This is a genomic window from Desulfosporosinus sp. SYSU MS00001 (genome assembly GCF_049943955.1).
Taxonomy (GTDB): Bacteria; Bacillota; Desulfitobacteriia; order Desulfitobacteriales; family Desulfitobacteriaceae; genus Desulfosporosinus.
The window spans coordinates 178,543-196,254 of the sequence record NZ_JBNFTW010000004.1 but is presented as its reverse complement, the minus strand read 5'-3'; the positions used below and the strand labels follow the sequence as shown (position 1 = coordinate 196,254).

At 43.8% G+C, this 17,712-nt stretch carries 18 protein-coding genes; 4 read left to right on the top strand and 14 right to left on the bottom strand.

Translation table 11 applies throughout. From position 1 onward, the window contains the following. The first annotated feature begins 193 nt into the window (after nt 1-193). Genes ACPUYX_RS09660 through ACPUYX_RS09650 form a run of 3 tightly spaced genes read left to right on the top strand, consistent with a single transcriptional unit; the run spans nt 194 to nt 2,185 of the window. Entirely contained in the window at nt 194-568 is a 375-nt protein-coding gene (locus tag ACPUYX_RS09660) for a GntR family transcriptional regulator (RefSeq protein ID WP_426379452.1), read from the top strand. A 49-nt stretch (nt 569-617) separates the two neighbouring features. Further along, the gene (locus ACPUYX_RS09655) at nt 618-1,493 is read left to right on the top strand and encodes an ATP-binding cassette domain-containing protein (RefSeq protein WP_426379451.1); all 876 of its coding nucleotides are present in this window, start codon (nt 618-620) and stop codon (nt 1,491-1,493) included. Further along, on the top strand, nt 1,487-2,185 hold the full coding sequence (locus tag ACPUYX_RS09650; RefSeq protein ID WP_426379450.1) for an ABC-2 transporter permease: 699 nt from the start codon (nt 1,487-1,489) through the stop codon (nt 2,183-2,185). Before ACPUYX_RS09655 ends, ACPUYX_RS09650 begins: the two co-directional genes overlap by 7 nt. Before the next feature lie 287 nt (nt 2,186-2,472). On the opposite strand, the gene ACPUYX_RS09645 is transcribed toward ACPUYX_RS09650, so the two are convergent. The 14 genes from ACPUYX_RS09645 to fabZ all read right to left on the bottom strand — a co-directional run bounded on the left by ACPUYX_RS09645 (nt 2,473) and on the right by fabZ (nt 16,440). Next, nucleotides 2,473-3,411, bottom strand: coding sequence for a transketolase family protein (locus ACPUYX_RS09645; protein WP_426379449.1), 939 nt, complete (start codon nt 3,409-3,411; stop codon nt 2,473-2,475). Beyond that, complete coding sequence (locus ACPUYX_RS09640) at nt 3,401-4,234, bottom strand: transketolase (protein WP_088227155.1); 834 nt, start codon at nt 4,232-4,234, stop codon at nt 3,401-3,403. The genes ACPUYX_RS09645 and ACPUYX_RS09640 overlap by 11 nt, the downstream gene beginning before the upstream one ends. Before the next feature lie 79 nt (nt 4,235-4,313). Then, a protein-coding gene (gene prfB / locus ACPUYX_RS09635; protein ID WP_426379448.1) for a peptide chain release factor 2 occupies nt 4,314-5,418 on the bottom strand; the annotation gives its coding sequence in 2 pieces (ribosomal slippage) (nt 4,314-5,348 and nt 5,350-5,418; 1,104 coding nt in all). 49 nt (nt 5,419-5,467) lie between these two features. Next, a complete protein-coding gene (secA, locus tag ACPUYX_RS09630) occupies nt 5,468-7,981 on the bottom strand; it encodes a preprotein translocase subunit SecA (RefSeq protein ID WP_426379447.1) in 2,514 nt (837 codons plus the stop codon). A 157-nt stretch (nt 7,982-8,138) separates the two neighbouring features. Beyond that, nucleotides 8,139-8,666, bottom strand: a complete 528-nt coding sequence (gene hpf, locus ACPUYX_RS09625; RefSeq protein ID WP_426379446.1) for a ribosome hibernation-promoting factor, HPF/YfiA family — start codon at nt 8,664-8,666, stop codon at nt 8,139-8,141. 153 nt (nt 8,667-8,819) lie between these two features. After that, nucleotides 8,820-9,017, bottom strand: coding sequence for a cold-shock protein (locus ACPUYX_RS09620; protein WP_047808886.1), 198 nt, complete (start codon nt 9,015-9,017; stop codon nt 8,820-8,822). Between the two features lie 551 nt (nt 9,018-9,568). After that, nucleotides 9,569-10,288 carry an amino acid ABC transporter ATP-binding protein gene (locus tag ACPUYX_RS09615; RefSeq protein WP_426379445.1) on the bottom strand — a complete coding sequence of 240 codons (720 nt, stop codon included), beginning with the start codon at nt 10,286-10,288 and terminating at the stop codon, nt 9,569-9,571. Next, a complete protein-coding gene (locus tag ACPUYX_RS09610) occupies nt 10,275-10,952 on the bottom strand; it encodes an amino acid ABC transporter permease (RefSeq protein WP_426379444.1) in 678 nt (225 codons plus the stop codon). The genes ACPUYX_RS09615 and ACPUYX_RS09610 overlap by 14 nt, the downstream gene beginning before the upstream one ends. A 316-nt stretch (nt 10,953-11,268) precedes the next feature. Further along, nucleotides 11,269-12,075: a basic amino acid ABC transporter substrate-binding protein gene (locus ACPUYX_RS09605; RefSeq protein ID WP_426379443.1), complete on the bottom strand. Its 807-nt coding sequence runs from the start codon at nt 12,073-12,075 to the stop codon at nt 11,269-11,271. Between the two features lie 445 nt (nt 12,076-12,520). After that, the gene (locus ACPUYX_RS09600; RefSeq protein ID WP_014829426.1) at nt 12,521-12,823 is read right to left on the bottom strand and encodes a zinc-ribbon domain containing protein; all 303 of its coding nucleotides are present in this window, start codon (nt 12,821-12,823) and stop codon (nt 12,521-12,523) included. Nucleotides 12,824-12,887: 64 nt separating this feature from the next. Then, on the bottom strand, nt 12,888-13,628 hold the full coding sequence (locus ACPUYX_RS09595) for a ComF family protein (protein WP_426379442.1): 741 nt from the start codon (nt 13,626-13,628) through the stop codon (nt 12,888-12,890). Then, nucleotides 13,625-15,367 (bottom strand): DEAD/DEAH box helicase family protein, encoded by a 1,743-nt coding sequence (locus ACPUYX_RS09590; RefSeq protein WP_426379441.1) that lies wholly within the window; start codon nt 15,365-15,367, stop codon nt 13,625-13,627. Before ACPUYX_RS09590 ends, ACPUYX_RS09595 begins: the two co-directional genes overlap by 4 nt. A gap of 33 nt (nt 15,368-15,400) precedes the next feature. Further along, a complete protein-coding gene (locus ACPUYX_RS09585; RefSeq protein WP_426379440.1) occupies nt 15,401-15,772 on the bottom strand; it encodes a hypothetical protein in 372 nt (123 codons plus the stop codon). A 239-nt stretch (nt 15,773-16,011) separates the two neighbouring features. Continuing rightward, nucleotides 16,012-16,440, bottom strand: coding sequence for a 3-hydroxyacyl-ACP dehydratase FabZ (gene fabZ / locus ACPUYX_RS09580; RefSeq protein ID WP_426379439.1), 429 nt, complete (start codon nt 16,438-16,440; stop codon nt 16,012-16,014). 165 nt (nt 16,441-16,605) lie between these two features. On the opposite strand from fabZ, the gene ACPUYX_RS09575 reads away from it, so the two are divergent. After that, nucleotides 16,606-17,709, top strand: coding sequence for a glycosyltransferase (locus ACPUYX_RS09575; RefSeq protein ID WP_426379438.1), 1,104 nt, complete (start codon nt 16,606-16,608; stop codon nt 17,707-17,709). Nucleotides 17,710-17,712 lie beyond the last annotated feature (3 nt).

Genomic DNA, 17,712 nt, shown 5'->3' with positions numbered 1-17,712 from the left:
CATAACTATTATTTATTCGACACCCCTCGCGATTTTCCTGTTCGTAAATTTAGCCAATTTCTTTTTAGATCTCAAGATTTTGTTAAACTTTTCTTACAGCACCCTTGACAATCCTGTTTATACTGTATATATTGTATATAAACAGTATGAGCTGCCTGAACGCATTATCTTGGAAGGAAGTGAATGCCTGACTATGAACATCATTATTTCCAATTCTTCTCCAGAGCCTATCTACCAACAAATCGTTAACCAATTAAAACGTCTTATTCTCAATGGAGAACTCTCCGAAACCGAAGCGCTCCCTTCCATTCGCTCTCTGGCAAAGGAATTACAAATTAGTGTCATTACTTCTAAGAGAGCCTATGAGGACTTGGAAAGAGATGGATATATAGAAACTGTCCCTGGCAAAGGTTCTTTTGTAGCAGCTCAGAACAAAGAACTATTACGTGAAAAACGCTTACGTGTTGTGGAGGAAAAGGTTTCCGAAGCTATTACCGTGGCCAAAATCGCCGGCTTAAGCCAACAAGAACTTCTGGAAATGTTTACGTTGCTTTATGAAGACAACTAAACCTTGCCCACAAGAATTCACAAATTGTATTTTCTAAGGAGGAAGCGGTGTGACTTCAACAGATACTATCCTTTCTGTGCGAAATTTAACAAAACGTTTTAAAGATTTCACCTTACAATCGGTCAGTTTTCATTTGCCCCGCGGCTATGTCATGGGATTCATCGGTCCTAATGGCTCCGGTAAAACTACGACTCTTAAGCTGATTATGAATTTGCTGCGCAAAGACAGCGGAGAGATTAATGTTTTCGGACTGGATCATCAAACCCAATCCCGAGAGATTAGAGAGCGAATTGGCTTTGTCTTCGATGAAAACCACTACTATGATGAACTAACCCTGCGAGACATGAGTAGAATTGTTGCTTCTTTTTATAAGTACTGGGATCCTAAGGTCTTTGCCCACTATATAAAGGACTTTGATCTCAATCCTAAGCAGAAGATCAAGCAGCTGTCCAAAGGAATGAAAATGAAGTTCTCCCTTGCTGTTGCTCTCTCCCATCAAGCAGAACTCTTAATTATGGATGAACCAACGGCAGGCCTTGATCCGCTGGTTCGCTCTGAACTGTTGGAAATTCTAGCCGCTCTGCTCCAAGATGAGCGAAAATCGGTCTTCTTCTCAACCCACATCACCTCTGACCTTGATAAGATCGCCGATTTTGTGACCTTTCTAAACAATGGGCAAATTGTTTTAAGTTCGCCTAAAGATGACATTTTAGATAATTACGGAATTGTTAAAGGAGCACAAGAACTGCTAACCCCTGAAACAAAACGTCTATTTGTTGGTCTAAAAACAAACAACTTTGGTTTTGAGGGACTGATCAGAGATAAAAGGAGCTTAGCTCAAAGCTTTAAAGAGCGGGTCGTTTTGGAAAAGCCGACCTTAGAAGATATCATGATTTATACCGTAAAGGGGGAATCTGCATGTTAACCATCCTTAATCTGATAAAAAAAGATTTCTTCATTTTAAAAAAAGCTTTATGGATTCCAGTCTTTTATGGATTTTTTGCTCTTTTTGCTTTTATTAACCTTAAAAGTGGAGTACTAAGCGCTGTTTTTGTCGGTGTAGCTTATAGCCTTATCACCCAAGCTTGTGCTCAGGACGAAAAAAACAAATCTGAAATTATGGTCATTTGTCTCCCCCTTTTACGAAGAGATGTAGTCCTGGCTAAGTACCTCTCAGCCTTTCTCTACGGGATTATCGCCTTATTCTCTTACCTCCTGGCTCAGGTCGTTGTGTCGTTCTTAGGAATACCCCTTGAGGTTCAGAAAATCACTATTCCTGGACTTTTAGGTGCTATTAGCGCTCTCATTATCCTTGTTTCAATTTATTTTCCTCTTTACTTCAAATTCGGATATCTTCGTTCCCGAATGATTGGTATGATTCTTTTCTTTGCTTGTTTTTTTTCTATCCCTTTTGCTGCCGGGCTTCTTGCTTATTCCCCTGGAATAGATCATAGCCTGCTTCTGCAAACGGTTTCAGTTGCTTTGCTGAAGTTTGCCGGGTGGATAAAATCTCAAACAGATTGGCAAATTGTCTGTTATCTGGCGGCGCTGAACATTATTATGTTTAGTCTATCTGCCGGACTATCGTTGAGATTTTATGCCCATAGAGAGTTCTAAGTCATGGGTATCTAATGACTAGCCTGAGTCTAATCTCCTTTCCTACGCAATCTTCGTGGGCTTTACCGCCTCTCCATACAATGAGTTCACTCTTGTGGGCGAACCTCTGCCTTGCTCTCAGGTTTAAGGCTTTCAAGACAGCCTTTCTGCCGCTTATAAGTACCTTCGGAAGCATGAAAGTGATCCTTAGGGTCGAGAAACTTTATAAATACAAAAAATATCCCGTGGGGAACAAAACTCAAAGTTTTATTACCCACGGGATTATTTATAGTCAGATAAATTTAAGTTTATTTTTTCGCCAGCGCTTCGCGAACGGCTTTCACGAGATCTTCTTTCCCTAATCCAAATTTCTCAAGAAGTTCGTAAGGACGTCCTGACTCTCCAAAGGTATCTTTGAGACCGACCCGTACCATGGGTGTCGGCAGTTTTTCTCCCAAAACCTCGGCAATGGCACTGCCCAAACCGCCGATAATGTTGTGTTCTTCTGCAGTTACAACAGCTTTCGTCTCTTTAGCCACACGCAGAATTGTCTCTTCATCAATAGGTTTTACTGAAGAAACATTAACAACACTGACGCTGATCCCTTCACCGGCTAATAGTTCAGCAGCTTCCAGCGCGACAGCTACCATCAGGCCGTTGGCCATAATAGCAACATCGGTTCCTTCTTTGAGAACCTTTGCCTTCCCGATTTCAAAGTGATAGTCCTCACCAAAGAGCACAGGCACTTCTAAGCGTCCCATGCGAATGTAAACTGGGCCTTTGTACTCTGCAGCTGCTAATACCATCTGGCGAGTTTCCTCTCCGTCTGCAGGTACCAGAACCACCATATTCGGGAGAGCACGCATAATGGCCACATCTTCGATGGCTTGATGTGAGCCGCCGTCTTCACCGACAGAGATCCCTGCATGAGTTGCCGCAATCTTAACATTCAATTTCGGATAGGCAATGGAATTACGAATTTGCTCAAATGCCCTGCCTGTAGCAAAAATAGCGAAACTACTGGCAAAAGGGACCTTTCCGGCGGCGGCTAAACCTGCTGCCGTCCCCAACAAATTCCCTTCAGCGATGCCCATATTAAAGAAACGTTCAGGATAGTTCTTGCCAAATTCCGCAGTCTTCGTCGACTTCGACAAATCCGCATCTAAAACAACGACATTAGGATTTTCCTTCCCAAGGATAAGAAGAGCTTTACCATATGCGTCTCGTGTTGCAACTTTATTCGCCAAGGGATAGTCCCTCCTCTCGTAATTCCTTGAGGGCCTGTTCGGCTTGTTCGGCATTCGGTGCGCTGCCGTGCCAACCTACTTGGTTTTCCATAAAGGAAACCCCCTTGCCCTTTACTGTTTTAGCGATGAGAATTGTTGGTTTTCCTTTAACCTGTTTCGCTTCAGCAAAGGCCTTTTCTAAAGCCTCAATATCGTGCCCATCAACTTCAATCACATGCCAACAAAATGCGCGCCATTTGTCTGCTAAAGGTGCTGATGACATAACACTGTCTGTCGGCCCGTCAATTTGCAAGCCATTATAATCTAAAATGGCTGTAAGATTATCCAGTTTATAATGCGCCGCGGCCATCGCCGCTTCCCAAACCTGTCCTTCAGCCACTTCTCCGTCACCGAGCAATACATAAACCTGATAGTCTTTCTTATCAAGCTTCCCTGCCAAAGCCATTCCATTAGCCACGGAAAGGCCTTGTCCCAGAGAGCCTGAAGACATATCGACACCAGGTGTCCTTTTCATATCGGGATGTCCTTGGAGCATTCGGCCCGTTTGTCGCAGGCCCAGAAGTTCATCCTTAGGAAAATAGCCTTTTTCAGCAAGAGCAGCATAGAGAACTGGGGCAGCATGTCCTTTGGAAAGAACAAAACGATCTCGATCAGCCCAATTCGGGTTTTGCGGATTTATTCTCATTTCTTTAAAGTAAAGAGTTGTCACAATATCGGCAGCCGATAGACTTCCCCCGGGATGTCCCGCCTTTGCGGGCACCAGCATGGAAATAATGTCTTGCCGAATAAGATTCGCTTTGCGTTTTAAATCAACAGTGCTCAAGAGATTCCCTCCTTTAGATCCTTTTTCCGAGTGAGGTTTTCCTTTCAATACTCATACCAAGATGATTTTACCGCTAAAATTAACGGACTGTTTTCGTTTTTTGCAAGTACGCTGCAATAAAAGAGTCAAGTTCACCGTCCATCACGGCAGACACGTTTCCGGTTTCAACATTGGTGCGATGGTCTTTCACCATACTGTAGGGATGAAAGACATATGAGCGAATTTGACTTCCCCAAGCAATCTCTTGTTGTTCACCCCGAAGTTCTGAAATTTCATTTTCTTGTTCTTTGCGTTTTAGTTCCAGCAACTTAGCCTGCAAAACCCGCATAGCGGCGGCTCGATTTTGAATCTGGGAACGTTCACTTTGGCATTGAACTACAACTCCAGTTGGCAAGTGAGTAATCCGAATAGCCGAATCAGTCTTATTCACGTGCTGACCTCCCGCTCCTCCCGAGCGGTAAGTGTCCACCCTCAAATCTTCCGGATCAATTGTAATTTCGCTGTCATCAGCAACTTCCGGAATAACATCAACGGACGCAAAGGAAGTATGACGACGACCCGATGCATCAAAAGGGGAAATCCGTACCAATCGATGGACTCCCTTTTCCGACTTAGCGTATCCATAAGCATTTTCACCGCTAAAAGACAGCGTAGCACTTTTTATACCCGCTTCCTCACCGGGTAAGAAATCCAAAGTTTCCACTTTAAATCCGTGTTGTTCTCCCCATCTGGTATACATTCGACAGAGCATTTGTACCCAGTCCTGAGCCTCAGTGCCCCCCGCGCCGGCATGAAGCGTGACAATGGCATTATTCCTGTCATAGGGCCCAGACAAAAGAAGTTCCAGTTCCAAGGCTTCAAATTTAGTAAACAGTGCTTTAACTCCCTGTTCGACGTCCGGCTCAAGAGTTACATCATCTTCTTCTATCGCTAACTGCCAAAGAGTTTCCGTTTCTTCCAGATCCTTTTTTAACTCCTCGTAGAGTTTTACCTTTCCCTGGTGAAACGCTAAGTCTTGCATAATCTTTTGAGCGAGAACAGGATCATCCCATAAATCCGGGCGATGAAATTCAGTCTCCAGAGCACTTATCTTTTCTATTCTCTGGGGGACGTCAAAGGGAAACCCTCAAATCTGCCAAGCGTGCATTTAAAGTTTCCAGATCCTTTTTCCAATCAGAAAGCACTGTCAATTCACCCTTCCAAACCTATTTTTAAAAGCATAACCTTTTCGTTCTATTTCGATTTCACGTTGTCCTCTGCTCCACAGCACTTCTTATACTTTTTCCCGCTTCCACAAGGGCAGAGATCATTCCGACCAATCTGATCCCCTGTATGCACCGGGGCACTGGGCTCTCCTTCATAGCGGTTCTCGGTGATGTTTCGAGGCTGCTCTGAAGTTTCTTCCCGAACTTGAGGAGTCACTCGGAGAACATAACGAATGATATCATCTTGAATAGAATCAATCATAGCCTGGAACATTTCAAATCCTTCACGCCGATATTCAACTAAAGGATCTTTTTGTCCGTAGGCTCGCAGCCCAATCCCTTCACGCAGCATGTCCATAGCGTCAAGATGGTCCATCCATTTGCTGTCTACCACTTGCAGCATAACTGCACGTTCAATTTCCCGCATTAGTTCTGAACCAAACTCGTCTTCCCGTTTTTGATACAGTTCTTTTGCTTTTTCCAATAAGAATTCTTCAACTTCTTCATTGGAAAGATCTCCTAACTGTTCAGGGTCCAAATGGGTCCCCGGCAAATAGAAGTTTTCTACATAACCAACTAAGCCTTCCAAATCCCATTCTTCCGGGAAAGGACTTTCTCCACTAAACATAGCAATGCTGTCTTTAACGGTTTTTTCAAGCATCTCGAGAATATTATCTTTGAGATTTTCGCCCATTAATACAGCACGACGCTGAGCATAAATAACCTCACGTTGTTGATTCATGACATCATCATAATCAAGGACGTGTTTTCGAATATCAAAGTTGCGATTCTCGACGCGGCGCTGAGCAGACTCTATGGAGCGGGAAATCATACGGGAAGCAATCGGCACAGAATCGTCCATTCCCAATTTATCCATAATCCCCATAATATTTTCCGCGCCAAACATCCGCATTAAATCGTCTTCCAACGAAATAAAGAACTGTGTTGAACCCGGGTCTCCCTGACGTCCTGCCCGGCCTCGCAATTGATTATCAATCCGACGGGATTCATGTCGTTCTGTACCAATAATGTGCAGTCCCCCGAGTTCGTCGACACCCTCGCCAAGGATAATATCGGTTCCACGGCCAGCCATATTCGTCGCGATTGTAACCATGCCGAGCTGCCCTGCCTGGGCGACAATCTCAGCCTCTTTTTCGTGATATTTGGCATTGAGGACTTGATGGGGGATTCCTCGCCGCTCTAACATAGCACTAAGATGTTCAGATTTTTCCACAGAAACAGTTCCGACAAGAACAGGCTGGCCCTTAGAATGACGTTCAATAATACTTTCCACAACCGCTAAAAATTTACCTTTTTCCGTCCGATAGATGACATCGGACTCATCTTTCCTGATCGCAGGCTTATTGGTGGGAATTTCTACAACATCAAGTTTATAGATTTTTCGGAACTCTGGTTCCTCGGTCATAGCTGTTCCCGTCATACCGGAAAGTTTTTTAAACATCCTAAAGTAATTTTGAAAGGTAATTGTCGCTAAGGTTTGTGACTCTTTTTCGACTTTCACGCCCTCTTTGGCCTCGATAGCTTGGTGTAGTCCTTCACTGTAACGACGGCCAAACATTAACCGTCCGGTAAATTCGTCGACAATGATAACTTCACCATCTTTTACTACATAGTCGCGATCACGTTTAAAAAGAGTATGGGCTTTTAAGGCCTGATTAACGTGATGGGCTAACTCTGTATGGATATCTTCATAGAGATTTTCCACGCCCAACATACTCTCGACGCGGCTTACCCCTTGTTCTGTCAGAGTGACAACACGCTCTTTTTCTACGACCTTGTAATCTTCTTCCGTCTTTAAACGGGGAATAATCATAGCAACCCTAAAATATAATTCCGTTGGCTTGTCCGCTTCACCGGAAATAATTAAGGGAGTCCTGGCCTCGTCAATGAGAATTGAGTCCACTTCGTCAACGATAGCATAATTGAGTTCCCGTTGAACAAGGCCATCCGGACGTGTAACCATATTATCCCGCAAATAGTCAAAGCCGAACTCATTGTTAGTTCCATAGGTAATGTCCGCAGCATAACTGGTGCGACGCTCCTCGTAGCTTAGGCCATGAACGATAAGACCCACATTTAGACCCAGAAAACGGTGAATTTGGCCCATCCATTCACTATCGCGGCGGGCCAAATAATCATTAACGGTTACGACATGGACACCTTGTCCAGTTAGTGCATTCAAATAGGAGGGCAATGTCGCTACAAGAGTTTTCCCTTCCCCTGTACGCATCTCGGCAATCCGACCATCATGTAAAACCATACCTCCAATAAGCTGCACGTCATAGTGACGTTGCCCAATAACCCGGCGACTGGCTTCACGAACAACGGCAAAGGCTTCCGGCAATAAGCTATCCAAACTTTCCCCTTGATCTAAGCGTTCTTTGAATTCAATAGTTTTTCCTTTCAGTTCATCATCACTCAAGGCTTGGATCTTCGGTTCAAGGCTGTTAATCACATCAACACGTTTTTGGTACTTCCTGATTTCCCGGGCATTATCATCAAATAAATTTAAAAGCCCCATTATATCCACCCTTCTTCAATCTTGTGTCTTCATAATTTTAACATTCCAGACAGTCCACTGCAACTGAATCAGGGGATTTGTCAATGGGATAATTTTCCTCCACATTAAAAGGCCCGCAAAAGCGGGCCTACGCTTGAAGCATAATTAGTTTGACACCTTAAAATTGAGGCTGAAGCAAACCATAATCCCCATTATTTCGCAGATATACCACATTCATTTCTTGCGTTTCGGAATTCGTAAATACAAAAAAGGTGTGTCCAATGAGGTTCATTTGCATAATAGCCTCCTCGACGGACATGGGTTTCACAGGGAATTTCTTATGCCGCACAACTTCCTCACGCGGTTCCTCGACGGTTGAAGCCGGTTGAACATCATGATCTTTCATAACCTTTGAGCGCATACGCTTATTAATTCTTGTCCGATACTTATCAATTTGGCGTTCCAGCTTTTCTACAACCATATCAATTGAAGAATACATATCTTCAGTTTCTTCTTCACCGCGAAGAATCATTCCATGAATCGGTGCAGTTACCTCAACACGATGGCGGTCTCTCTCAACAAGTAATGTTACTTGTACATCCATAAACTCATCCGAAAATTTTTCAAGTTTTCCTACCCGTTTTGTAACATATTCTTTCAATGCGTCTGTTAGTTCAATATGTTTACCACGAATAATGATATTCATATTTCAACCCCCTTTATAGCTGGTATATGTAACATTCCCGATTTCTCGAAAAAATCCTGCTGATTTTTAACTTTCCCCAAGATATTTTTGTTTAAACCTAAAGAGAGAATCGTTTCAAAAAACGATTCTTTCTTCAGGCGATCTAAACCCTTCTCAGCGAACCATTACATTAGAAGCCTGTTCCCCTCGCGGGCCTTGAACAATATCAAACTCTACATTTTGGCCTTCCTCGAGGGTACGAAAGCCTTCTCCGACAACCGATTGAAAATGGACGAAAATATCCTGTCCATTTTCCTGCTCGATGAAGCCATAGCCCTTCTGTTTGTTAAACCATTTGACTTTACCTACCACAAAAAATACACCTTCCTTGATTATTATAGTTCAAAGGATAATTCCTTGAACCAATACTTACCTTTAGGAGGATAACCAAGTTTGGGGAAGTCTAAACGTTAGCGGGACTTATATGACACATCGTTCTGTCTTACGACACAGAGCAAACTAACGTTCACGCTCCTTGCTTTGGGGAGCGGGGTTCATCCTACGGCGATAGTATTTTTTCGGAGAACCCGCCTACGGCGATAATCTCCACCGGAGACTATCGTGCCATATGCGCCGTCCCTGGCGCAATGGCGGCAGCGCACGTCCTGTGCGCTACCCCGTATCTGGGGTCAGTCGCTTTCACGAAGTTTGCTGGGCTGCTTACGTAAAAGACGTCACGCTGTTGTCATACTGCGTCCTAAGCTTAGGTCCGGGGAACGACGTGGGGAACGAAAGATGAGAAAGGGGTTTGGGGTGACGGCACATTTCATGTGCGGGCGTCTGTTTTGGGCGTGTCAGAATTATCATCAGACACAGAAAAGCGCGCCTTTAGCTTATAGCCTCGGCGCGCTTAAAAAGGTCCTTTATAATATCTTGCTCAAAAATGCCTGCGTTCTGGCATTCTTGGGATTTGAGAACACCTCATTGGGTTCTCCTTCTTCCATGATAATTCCCTCATCCATAAAAATCACTCGATCCCCGACCTCACGAGCAAAGCCCATCTCATGGGTTACCGCCACCATGGTCATACCTTCCCGAGCCAGGTCTTTCATAACTGCGAGAACTTCACCAACCATCTCCGGGTCTAAGGCCGATGTTGTCTCGTCAAAGAGCATGACTTTCGGTTTCATGGCCAATGCCCGGGCGATGGCTACCCGTTGCTGTTGTCCGCCTGAGAGGTGATCCGGATATTCGTGGGCTTTGTCGGAGAGTCCAACTTTGGCCAGAAGCTCCATGGCAATTTTCTCAGCTTCCCCTTTATTCATATTTCTGACGATTACCGGAGCCAAGGTTATATTCTGAATAGCTGTCATATGGGGAAACAAATTGAAGCGTTGGAAAACCATTCCGACTTCGCGGCGAATGGCATTAACATTTACCTCAGAATTAAGGGGGATGCCGTCAATAATTATTTCTCCTTTAGTCGGCTCTTCCAACTTATTGAGGCAGCGCAAAAAGGTGCTTTTTCCGGAGCCGCTGGGTCCGATCACCACGACAACCTCTTTTTCACGAATATGGCAGTCAATCCCTTTAAGCACTTCCAGCTTTCCATAGGATTTATGCAAATTCTTAACGTATATCATTTTTGCCCAGCCTCCTCTCCATATACGCAACCCACCGGGAAATTAATTGTGTCATTACTAAATAGTACAATGCAGCTGCAATATACATGGGTATCGGTTGGAAGGTTCGCCCCGCAATAATTTTGGAACTGTAAAAAAGCTCTTCAATAGCAATAATCGACAATAAGGAGGAATCTTTCAGTAAGGCAATGAACTCATTTCCTAATGGCGGGATGACACGCTTGAAGGCTTGCGGAAGAATAACATGGCGCATGGCCTGAGAATGGGTCATACCTAAGGAACGAGCAGCCTCGGTTTGTCCCCGGTCAATTGATTGAATCCCTGCCCTAAAAATCTCCGCTATATATGCTCCTGAATTAAGCCCCATGGCAACAACACCCGCAATATATTGATAGTTGTCAGGAAGCTCCTGCCAATGGAGAAGTTTAGGTATTAAAAAATAAACTAAAAAGATTTGAACCAATAAAGGAGTGCCTCGAAAAAAATCCACATAGGTAATAGCAGCTCCACGCAAAATTGTTATTTTCGACAGCCGTCCTAAGGCCATAATAAGTCCGATCACAACCCCAATGGCCACTGCACCGGCTGTTAGCTCCAGTGTAAGTAGAGCCGCACGATTTAAGACAGGGATGCTTTCAATGGCTGCATTCCAGTTCAATCCCACGAAAAATCCTCCTCATTTTCATTTTGTTAGAACAAACCAATAATAGGTAACAGAACTTTATGATTTCCGTGATCGCTGTCTAAAATTATACCTATTAGCTTAAATTTATACAAGCTAAAATACCCACATAAACCATGAATACAATTTTATCCCACAAAAAATCAATTTTGGATAGTTCGTTTAGATGCAAAAGAGAAGGCACTCAGTTACCTTCTCTTTTACTAATTTATTTATTTTCCAAAAATGTTTTCCCTGGCATAACTTCATTCTAGAATTTTAAAAAGCGAAATCATTTGCCTTATTTTAAATCCAGCTCTTATAATTTAGGAGCATCTTTCTTGAACCATTTTTTGTAAATTTCACCGTATGTTCCATTATCGATCAGCTTTTTCAAGGAAGCATTAACCTTGCCGGCTAATTCTGTATCTCCTTTCTTCATTGCAATTCCATAATACTCAGGATCAACATTTGCCGGAACCACTTCAATTTGAGCCGTTGGATTTTGGGCTTGGAACCACAGAACAACCGGTGAATCTGCAACAACAGCATCCACCCCGCCATTGAGCAAGTCACTAAGAGCGTCTGGAGTAGTATCATATTTTTTGGGGGTAATTCCCTTATCTTCACAATCAAATTGACCAGTCGTATTGAGTTGAGCCCCGACTCTTTTCCCTTTTAAATCTTCAAGAGTTTTAAAGTTTGAGCCTTTTTTCATAGCGATATACTGCATAGATTTAAAGTACTTGTCACTAAAAGTTACGCTCTGTTCACGTTTAGGGGTAATTGTCATGGCAGAAATGACAGCATTGTACTTACCAGCTTGCAAAGCAGTGATCAAACCATCAAAGGAACATGTTTCAATACTGACTTTGTATCCAATATCTTTTCCGATAGCTTGAATAAGTTCCATATCAAATCCAGTTGGTTGTTGTTTGTCATCCATAAATTCGAAGGGGGCATAGGTGATATCAGAACCGACTTTCAGAACCTTCTCGCTGGACGACGATGCTGGAGTTGATGAAGATGAAGATGAGGTTGTACTTGTGCTTCCGCATCCTGCGAGAGCAAATAAACTGAGACTAAGCAATCCAGCCAAAATCACACGAAACTTTGGTTTAAACATTTTAATTTTCCTCCCTTTTAACGCACTGTCCTTGAATAGATCTTAAAATGAGGTATCCATTCAGTCAGCTTATCCTTGTGGTTACAATTATACATACAGGTGCATAATCATTCAATACCTATTTTTTTCCTTCTTTAATTTCCTTTGTTCAAAGGTCTAAGAAGCGCTCCCAATTGTAGAAGTTGGAGTCTTACGATTGGACAAAAACATAGCTGCTTACCTTCGAATTTATCAAAAGAATGGTTCTTATAGAAGTTATCCCTCGAAAGTTACACACAACCAATTGTGGATAATGTGGATAAGTGTCAAAAATGCGCTTTTTCTCCCAGAAAGGTTGTGGGTAACTTTGTCGATGAATATGTCCAGGCATACAAGAAGAAAAGCATTGGCCGACATAGTCAACCAATGCTTGTTAAATCTCAATTAATCAATATAATGCATTAAATTAATATTGTTCACGAGCTGGACGATGGTGTTGATAGCACTCGCGGCAATATACCGGGCGATCAGATGTCGGTTGGAAAGGAACTTGTGTTTCCACTCCGCAATCCGCACAAACTACAGTAAACATTTCACGTGATCTGCCCTCTTGTGCATTACGACTGGCTTTACGTGCGTTACGGCACTCGCGGCAACGTTGTGGTTCATTTTCGAACCCTTTTTCAGCGTAGAATTCTTGTTCTCCGGCGGTGAAAATGAATGTTGCTCCGCAGTCCTTACATACTAGTTCTTTGTCTTCAAAGGCCATGAAAGATATTCCCCTTACGTAAAAAAATGTAACAGGCTCTGCCCATCCACTTGTTATTATAACTCTAATCAAACCCGGGCACAAGTACTTTTTCGAAGCCGGCAGCCAAACACAAACCATAAACCTCTTTTGCTCCGCCTTTATACAAAACTTCTGCCACAGCATCTAAGGTTGATCCTGTGGTTGTGACGTCATCGATAAGCCATACACTGCGTCCCTGAAAAGGCTCTTTGCTCCGCAAAGCAAAAGCATTTTTCAAGTTCTGCAGCCGTTCCTGGCGGGAGAGGGCAACTTGAGGCGGGGTTGCTTTAAATCGTTCAACTCCTTGAAGAATCGGCAGTCCTAGCTCCCAATGTATTAGTGATGCAATAAGTTCGGCCTGGTTAAATCCCCGCTCCGCCAAGCGTGTTGAATGCATCGGCACTGCCAAAATACCGTCAACAGGAGGCAGCTCTCTAATGGCCCAATCCGCTAACGGCCGGCTGATCTGCATCATACGCATGGGGTTTGCTCCAAATTTGACGTTTTGAATAAATTCTTTTAAGCAGCCAGTATAATGCCCCCAGGCAATTACCTTTTTTAAATACTTGGGGCCCTTTCCCTCTGTGCAATCCTTACAAAGAGTCCTTTCTTGAACAATCAATTTCCCACATCTCAGGCAGCGGCCTAATTCGGGATGAAGGAGCTCTCTGGTACAGTTGGGGCAAATTGGGCCAGGATGCCCTCCGCAGAAAACACAGCCGGATCTTTCTAGATACCATAAGGCGCGAATAAGTTTAAATCCTTCCTTAACAAACTCATTCATTTGAAATCCCCTTTTAAGTCTTCGCCAATAAGTCCCTTCTCCAGCGCCAATCGGTTTTGATCTTCAATCCAGTGGATTGCCTTTTTTATAGCCGTTGTCTCCAAATGGGCCATAAATAAGACGTAACCGCCAGGATCTTTCCGGGTCCTCCCAACTCTGCCTGCCATTTGGACCAGGGCTCGTTCATCAAATACCGGATGATCTGCTCCTAAAACAACAACCTGTATCCCCTCTAAGGTTATTCCCCGTTCTAAAATTGTCGTACTTACAAAAAGATCAAATTTGCCTTGACGTAACTTTTCAAGTTTTACTGATCGCTCACGATCTGAACTGTAGCTCCCGTCAATCTTCCACTCAGGAAAGCATTGGCGAAATCGATTAACCCACGGCTGAATCCAAGATATTTTTGGGACAAAAACTAAAATTCGTCCTTCATGCCGTAATGATTCAAAACGGTCTCTTCTAAGAGACGGCGGATTCCCTTCAGGGTCAAACCTTTGAGACGATCTCTCGATAATTGGAACCGGCAAAGGAAAGCGGTGATGCCGTGCCGGAAGACGAATTAGGCGCATCTTTCCGCGGTAAACTTCTTTTAAACCTTCAGGTGAAGGAGTTGCTGTCAGATAAAGCAGCTTGCCATTCGAGCGTAAGGCATGTTTCAGACCCCACTCCAAAGCCCCGTTTCCCTGATACGGAAAAGCATCCATCTCGTCGAGAACTATTAAGTCAAAAGCCTGCCAAAATCTCAGGACTTGGTGGGTTGTTGCCAAAACCACCCTTCCCCTTTGAAATTTAACCGGTGCGTTACCTGTCAGAACTTGGATAGTAACTCCAAGAAAGTCTCGTTTCAGTCTTGGGGCTACATCATAAATAACATCTTGACGGGGGGCAGCGAATAAAACTGACTTTCCTTGTTCGAGAGCCCAAGCTGCAGAAGGAAAACAAACTTCTGTTTTCCCGCTGCCACATGCCGCCCATAAAAGAGCTTTTGTCTCGGAAGAATCCTTTAAGAAATCCAGGATTTCCTCGGCGGCGGCACCCTGAGCCTCTGTTAATTTCCAATGCGGGCGGAAATCAACCTTTTCCGAGTCCTCAAGCAAGGGACGATAGTCGCGGTAAAACGCTTTCAGTGAAGTGCTTGATCCCAAGGACATGCAGCTGAGACAAGTTCCCGCCCTACCGTAAAAACTGGGCCACTCTTTGATATCTTTCGCACCGCATCGCTGACATTGCCAACCCTCCCCTTGACGTAATACAGCAGGGATCCACTCTGCCTTCTTTGCTGCTACATTTATCTGGGCAAACTGTAAAACAGTCCCCTCATAGCACTTTAACTCGTGAGCCAAATTTCTTAAGTCTTCCCCTGAAAGTTGTCTTCCCCGAACAAGCCAATCAAAGCATTGAAACAGGGGCTCCTTGTCATCCCCTTTGCCGGCTGTTGAGGCAGGCGTTTCACTCCTTAAACTTACAAAATCCTCTTCCCAAGTAAGTTTTGGGACATCCCAGTCACGGTTATTTAATACCTTGAATAGTTCAGATCTTATCCTTTCATGATGATTTCCCCTTAATCGAAAACGCCTTTGCTTTTTGAATTTTGTCATTTGAGTTTGAACAGACTGAATAACCCCCAAGGGCAAAGGGATCTTAAGACAGCTGACCTTGGGGGGTAACCTGTCCATCCCTTGATTAAAAGTATAACCGACGTCACCGTCTTCATTTAACGTCAGATAAAAGTCCATAATGAACCTCTTATTCTATCTATGTTCGAGTTCTTAACCTAGCTCCCCATACTTTTGTTGACCCGCTGAAATTTCTATATACGGAAACCTTCGCTGAAGACATGCTAAGTACTTTTTTCTTGGTTCTAAGGACATTGTTTGATCCACAAGAACTTCAATCCAAACAGGGCAATGATCGATATTATACAAACGAGGAAATTCTTTATGAAGATCTCTTATTCCTTTCTCCAGTTCATCTTCCTTTAATTGCTTTCGATCATAAACTATTCGTTTTGTCTTACGTTCTAACGTTTCTTTTTTAACCTGAATAAACGTCTGCAATTTCAGGGAAACCTTCCATTCCCAATGGGAATTCGTATTCCACAGTAACATGATCAGCGTTATAATAAAAGACCACAATAACATTCTCTCACCTCCTGCTTACAACTTATGTTTTAACTAGGAGTTGAGTGAATCTCTTGCAGCTTCTGGTAAATGCGGCAGGTTAGCAGCACCGATCGTACAAAAAAGCCAGGAGGCGTACAGAGATGCTCCTGGCTTTGCTGACTTATTATGTTGTTACTGCAGTGATCTCGTTCAGCTAAAGCTGAACATCGGGTGGCTTCCATTTGTAGAAGTGAGAGTCTTACGATTGGATCAGTGTCCTATCGCCTCTCTAAAAAGAATTTGAGAACGCCTTCAACAGCAAGTTCATTTCCCACATAGGCCTTGCCTTTGGCAACTCCAAAGGTCTTTCGAAGTTTTAATACCTCAACTTCTAAACGCAATTGGTCCCCGGGGGTAACTTGCCTTCTAATTTTCACCTCATCCAAGCCGGCAAATAGCCCTAAGGATCCGGCATATTCGGGCATCTTCAAAATGACTACTGCCCCAACTTGAGCTAAAGCCTCAAGAATTAAAACCCCCGGCATAATGGGATGGCCCGGAAAATGCCCTTGAAAAAAAGGTTCATTTATCGATACATTTTTAATTCCTACACCCCGTTTTCCTTCCTCTAACTCAATAATACGGTCCACCAATAAAAAAGGATATCGGTGAGGAATAATCTCCTGTATCTCTTGACTAGTTAGCACGAAAACTCCTCCTTGAATCTTGCCAAATACTTGCAGACATGTACACCTTTATCTTATGATGAGAATCAGATACTCTTCATAACGTTGGCATCCCTATCTTAAATCATGATAATTCTTATACCTAGTATACCTAAGTTTCAAGTTGAAGGGAAGATGACAAGCCTTATGAAAACCTTCAAAATTTTACATATCATAGGGGGAGGGGAAATTGGAGGAGCCGAACAGCATGTTCTTACCCTTCTTCAAAATCTAGACCGATCACATTTCCTCCCCTCATTAGTCTGTTTGACTCAGGGGCCTTTTGCAGCGCTTGCAGAACCGATCGTTCCTACTCAGACCTTTTCTATGCGCCACCCTCTGGATCTGTCCCTCCTTCCCAGCCTTATGCGCTGGATTCGTGAACAAAACATTGATCTTGTCCACACCCATGGTTCACGCGCCAATCTTCTCGGCCGAATTGGCGCAGCTCTGCTTAAACTCCCCAATGTAACAACTGTCCACAGTTCACTTGCTCATGATTATTTGTCTCCCTGGTCGGCACGCCTGGCAATTGGCCTCGATCGGCTCACCCTCCCATTGACCTCATCTATAATTACTGTCTCCCACTATCTTGCTAACGAAGTATCTTCCCGAGGAGGCAAGCACCTCACAACAATCTATAACGGACAGGCTCCTGTTCCACTAGTCAATGCATCAATGCTGCGGGATCAATTTCGAAAGCAATGGGGAATTCCAAATGATGCTCTTGTTCTAGGAACGATCGGCCGTTTGCATCCTACCAAAGGTCATGTTTATTTATGCCGTGCTGCCAGTGAACTAAGTCGCCGATTCCCAAGACTTCATCTTTTAATCATTGGTGAGGGGCCACTGCATCCAATTTTAGAATCAGAGCTGCAAAAGACTTCGTTATCCTATACTTTAGCCGGATATCTTCCACAAGCATATAGGGCCCTCCCGGCCATGGATATTTTTGTGCTGCCTTCCGTAAGTGAAGGTATGGGCTTAGTTCTTCTCGAAGCCATGCAACTTGGAATTCCCATTGTGGCCAGTGACGTTGGGGGAATTCCCGAGATTGTTCGCCCTGAGAAAGAGGCTTTATTAGTACCTCCCGAAAATGTTCCAGAGCTTATTAAAGCCTGTACTCTGCTTCTTGACAATCCAGAGCTGGCTCATTCCCTTGTTTCTTCAGGGCATAGACGCTGGCCTTTATTTTCCATCGAAGAGATGGTTCGAGCGACCGAGCAACTATATAGGACGCTTCTCCCCTAACAT

Bases quoted from the DNA above. Each gene is read 5' to 3' on its own strand.
- ACPUYX_RS09600 (WP_014829426.1), bottom strand. From the start codon at position 12,823: ATGGCCTTTGAAGACAAAGAACTAGTATGTAAGGACTGCGGAGCAACA.
- hpf (WP_426379446.1), bottom strand. From the start codon at position 8,666: ATGAATATCATTATTCGTGGTAAACATATTGAACTAACAGACGCATTG.
- ACPUYX_RS09590 (WP_426379441.1), bottom strand. From the start codon at position 15,367: ATGGACTTTTATCTGACGTTAAATGAAGACGGTGACGTCGGTTATACT.
- ACPUYX_RS09615 (WP_426379445.1), bottom strand. From the start codon at position 10,288: ATGATATACGTTAAGAATTTGCATAAATCCTATGGAAAGCTGGAAGTG.
- ACPUYX_RS09575 (WP_426379438.1), top strand. From the start codon at position 16,606: ATGAAAACCTTCAAAATTTTACATATCATAGGGGGAGGGGAAATTGGA.
- ACPUYX_RS09585 (WP_426379440.1), bottom strand. From the start codon at position 15,772: ATGTTATTGTGGTCTTTTATTATAACGCTGATCATGTTACTGTGGAAT.
- ACPUYX_RS09660 (WP_426379452.1), top strand. From the start codon at position 194: ATGAACATCATTATTTCCAATTCTTCTCCAGAGCCTATCTACCAACAA.
- secA (WP_426379447.1), bottom strand. From the start codon at position 7,981: ATGGGGCTTTTAAATTTATTTGATGATAATGCCCGGGAAATCAGGAAG.
- ACPUYX_RS09595 (WP_426379442.1), bottom strand. From the start codon at position 13,628: ATGAATGAGTTTGTTAAGGAAGGATTTAAACTTATTCGCGCCTTATGG.
- ACPUYX_RS09650 (WP_426379450.1), top strand. From the start codon at position 1,487: ATGTTAACCATCCTTAATCTGATAAAAAAAGATTTCTTCATTTTAAAA.
- ACPUYX_RS09605 (WP_426379443.1), bottom strand. From the start codon at position 12,075: ATGTTTAAACCAAAGTTTCGTGTGATTTTGGCTGGATTGCTTAGTCTC.